The 4,545-nt window shown below is 38.8% G+C and carries 3 protein-coding genes; 1 reads left to right on the top strand and 2 read right to left on the bottom strand.

Annotated elements, in window-relative coordinates:
- Nucleotides 1–1,599 (bottom strand): rhodanese-like domain-containing protein (locus AC220I_RS18560; protein ID WP_486725354.1); only part of this gene is annotated, 1,599 nt, incomplete at its 3' end.
- A gap of 26 nt (nucleotides 1,600–1,625) precedes the next feature.
- Complete coding sequence (locus tag AC220I_RS18555) at nucleotides 1,626–2,531, bottom strand: sulfurtransferase (RefSeq protein ID WP_486725353.1); 906 nt, start codon at nucleotides 2,529–2,531, stop codon at nucleotides 1,626–1,628.
- Nucleotides 2,532–2,896: 365 nt separating this feature from the next.
- Between AC220I_RS18555 and AC220I_RS18550 the strand changes: the two genes are divergently transcribed.
- Entirely contained in the window at nucleotides 2,897–4,495 is a 1,599-nt protein-coding gene (locus AC220I_RS18550; protein WP_486725352.1) for a hypothetical protein, read from the top strand.
- Nucleotides 4,496–4,545: the final 50 nt, after the last annotated feature.

Genomic DNA, 4,545 nt, shown 5'->3' with positions numbered 1-4,545 from the left:
GATCATCGTTTTTCCAAATGGAATATTGCTTGCGCCTTGAATATGACCTTTATTAAAATCATCCGCTTTTCTTACTGAAAGGATATAAATACTCTCATCTCCAGCGTCTACCATTGCTTTTAAATCATCTTCTGACACTTTGTAGTTCTTGTATGGCGTTTCTTTTAAAGCAACCATACCTTCGTAGTATGCAGTGATTGCTGTTTGGATTGGTTCAGAAATCACAGTTACTGCACCACCTACTGGCGTTTCTTCAGTGGTCGTTACAGCATCAACACCATCAACCTTTGAAATACCTAAGTTCCAACCTAAGTTAACACTTCTTGCATCAAAGCCTGCAACATTTAAAGTAACCACTGCTTGACCAGCTGTTTGACCAGTGTAGCAGTATACAAATACCGGTTTATCAGATGGAATATTGGATAAGTTTTCACTAATAGCAGTACCCCAAGGTAAGTTGATTGCACCTTTTACATGACCCTTTGCATAATCATCAGCACTTCTGATATCAAGGATTGTCATAGCTTCTTCAGCAGCAACTTTACCTACGAACTCATCTTGTGCGATTTTGAAGATATGGTCAGGCATTTCAGCATAAAGTGTTTCAACCTTGCTGATTGCTTCACTCGTCACTGGGTAACCTTTATTAGCCCAACCCATTGGTGCGTTTGAAGCCATACCCATACCGCCGTTTAATGAAACTGCATCATAGCCCATTAAACGAAGTGCTGCAGTTGTTTGACCAGCAGTTTGACCTGTGTAGCAGTATACTACGATGGTCTTGTCTTTAGGCAATGTTGAGAAAGACGCTGCCATTTCTTTTCCGAAAGGAATGTTTGAAGCCCCTGCAATATGACCAATTGCAAAGTCTTTTGCATTTCTTACAGAAAGAATATAAATACTGTCATCAGATGCATCTACCATTTCTTTAAGGGCATCTTCTGATACCTTGTAGTTCTTGTATTTAGAATCCGCCACACCACTTAAGCCTTCATAGTAAGCTGTTAATGCCGCTTGAACATCTGCATCGATTTCAGTTGCACCAGCTTCTAATGTTGACGCTTCAGTTACTGTAACTGCATCCACACCTTCAACTTTTGAAATCCCTAAATTCCAGCCTAAGTTAACACTTCTAGCATCAAAGCCTGCATAGTTAAGTGTCATAACCGCTTGACCTGCAGTCTGGCCTGTGTAGCAATAAACATAAACTGGTTTATCACTTGGAATACTGCTTAAGCCTTCAGCAATTGCAGGTCCCCAAGGTAAATTAACAGCGCCTTTAATATGACCTTTGCCATAATCTTCAGCACTTCTAATATCTAAAATTGTCATTGCTTCATCAGCAGCAACTTTTGCAACAAATTCATCTTGTTTGATTTTATAAATATGGTCTGGCATATTTTCAAAATATGCTACAACCGCTGCATCTACATCACTTGTTTGAGCGGTGTCCGCAGGCGCTGTTTCAGTAGTCGCTTCGCTTGTTGCAGCTTCTGTTGTAACTTCCATTGTTGCAGCTGGCTCTTCAGCCTTTGCACATGCCGTAGTTGATAAAATCAACATCAATGACAATAATATTGCGAGTATTCTTTTATTCATAATATCCTCCCCAAATGAGCTAATGATCACGAGCCTTCTTGCTGTGTAACAGGTGCAGTTTCTTCAACAGGTACTGTGACATCTGTTTTTGATGACCATTCAAGCCATGCACCGTCATATACCTTAACATTTGTAAATCCAGCTTCCTCTAGCAATGCAAAAGTCTGCGTTGCTCTAAAGGATGATTTACAATAAAGGATAATCGTGTCTTCTTTCTTTAATCCTAGATCCTGATAAAAGAGCTTAATGTCTCTACTTGACATAAATGTACCGTCGCTGTAGAGATTTTTGGTATGTGGATATAAAATTGCACCACTGATATAACCAGCTTCATATTCTGCAATTGATCTTACATCCACGATTTTTACGGATGGGTCTGGTTGTTCCACTTGTTGATTAACCTCGTCAAATGACGCAATTAAAGCTTGATTTAATGGCTTTGCCGTGTAAACAAGAGGTGTAACAGCAGGTTTTTCCTTCGTGATTTCAAGGCCCTCCTTAACCAAGGCACTTGCACCACCATTTACGATCATAATGGCATCGTGGCCATAAGCTCTAAAAGACCAAAGAAGTCTTCCAGCATTTACGCCGGCATTATCATCATAAACATAGATCATTTTTTCTGGTGAAATGCCCTTTGAACCCACAACTTTTTCAAATTGTGCCTGGTCTACCAGCATTGACTTTTCGTCAACCAGTTCAGATGGTGCTAGGCTAATGGCACCCTTCAAATGGCCTTTAGCATAGGCTTCTTCACCTCTTGCATCGATGATAACCACATCTGGGTTATCCATATAAACAGTGCCGACCTTGCTCGCTTCCACAACATTCAGCGTTCCAGGATAAGATGTGTTTGTCACACATCCTGTTGTGCCGAGTGCCACTAGAAGTAGCGTCATAATCAGGAGGACTGTCCATTTCTTTTTCGTCATATAAACCTCCATAAACGAATTTGTGAGATTGCTCTGGAGTACATTGTTAAATTGTAAACAATTCATGCGATAAGAATCACATTTCTCATACTCATTATATGATAATCATTTTAATTTTGGTCATCACATTTACTTATACAACATTTCATATTATCATGATAGAAATTTAACATACTTTAGGCTTTTTCTATACTTTTTTTATGATTTTAAGTATGATATAGGTGTTATCGCATCTATTTAACAGATCTTATAATTTTCAGGTTATATTTTTTGTTTCATTTTTATGTTATATTTTCATTTATGCTATAACACACCACCATAGTCTGTTTATTTTGACCATAAAATATTTAAAGAAGAGGTATTTCGTGAAAGCTAGACCTTTAATGACCAGCAAAAAAACGCTTATCGATTTTATATCCGCCGATAAAGGCTTCAATAGGCTAATCCTTTTTGGCTTGTTCATTTATTTCATCATAAATCTCATGTCGCTGATGGCCTTTCCACTGGTCCATTCAGATGAAATATGGCTAAAGGGCCTCTCTCTGGAAGTTTGGCAAAGTAAGGCATTTGGCCTTACTGAACCCTTTTACGATCTTTACCCAAGAGTGCCTCATCCCTTTAGATGGGCCTTTAACCTTCTACAGATTGGGACGATGGGCCTTCTGGGAAAGTCAATTTTTAGTGTTAGAGTGGTCTCTTTGATTGCCTCTACATGTGGCCTCTATGTCTTTGCCAAGCTCATTGCTCATCAAACCAAGTCAAAGGCCTTTACCCTCTTAGGCCTTACCATGATGGTCTTTAACATCCAGTGGCTCTATGCAGCCCACTTTGCAAGGCAAGAAGCATTAATCCTGCTATTGGTCTTGGTCGGATATGGCTTAAGCCTAAAATTAAAATCCCCCTATGCCCTGTCTGTCTTATTACTTCTATCCATGGGCATCCATCCCAACAGCTTCTTAATGGGTTGCCTTCTTTTTACAATCATGGTCTATCAAGTGATAGTAGGCCAAAGACCCTTTAAAGCGGTTATTCAATTTGTTATATCAAGTTTGTTTGGTGTCTTATTATATCTGCTATTGGGTTTTAAGATGGCATCTGATTTTTTAACACGCTATTTCGCCTTTGGTGCAAGCTTAGGTGTGGACGCCTTACCCATGTCACGTCTACAAAACTATTATTGGTTCTGGATTAAACTCTATCACCAAATCGGTGGCACCTATGAGCTCTTTGATATACGATTCATGCTGATTTTAATGGCCACCTTATTGGTAATTTCAACCCTGTATTTTCTAATAAAAGCCATCAAAGCGAAAGGCCTTTCAAATATTTCACTTGAGGTTGAGCCCTTTCTCGCGATTTTGAGCCTCTTATTAGGGCTATTCATAATCGGGCGGAACAATCAAACCTCTGTGATCTTTTTCTTCCCTTTTATCCTTTTACTTTTAATGTCTTGGCTATCAAATATCAGACTAAATCACAGGTTGTACCTCTTGCTTATTCCTTTAATCCTATTTTCATTTTATTCTGACCTTAAGGATTACCAACAAGGCTTTGACTATAAAGTGGCTTATGCTCATGTTCAAACCGAAATCCTAAATCACGTGCCAAGTGATGCAAACATCCTTGGAAATATTATCAACATGGAAGGTTTTAACCCCCGTCAATATTATGACATCCGAAATCTTGCCTATCTTGAAAATCACGATTTGACTCTGGAAACCTATTTGAAAGATAGAAACATAGACTATATCATCCTCAATGATGAAATGGACTACATTTATCAAACGTCGCCAAAATGGGATTTTCTATATGTAAACATGGACTATTGGCCAGCTCTTGATACCTATATTAAGTCACATACGACTCTAGTTGTAGAGGTTGACAATCCCCTGTACGCCATGCGCATCTCTAAATATTCGGGGACATACCCCTGGAAAACAAAAATATACCGTGTCCTACCTTAAAGGATAAGCGGTATATTTTTATGTGTTTACATGCCTATATGTTCATATGT

The organism is Fusibacter sp., from assembly GCF_057447755.1.
Note: the sequence above shows the minus strand (reverse complement) of the source record. Positions and strands in the feature narration are given on the sequence as shown.

Coding starts and splice junctions, on each gene's coding strand:
- AC220I_RS18555 (WP_486725353.1), bottom strand. CDS start 2,531: ATGACGAAAAAGAAATGGACAGTCCTCCTGATTATGACGCTACTTCTA.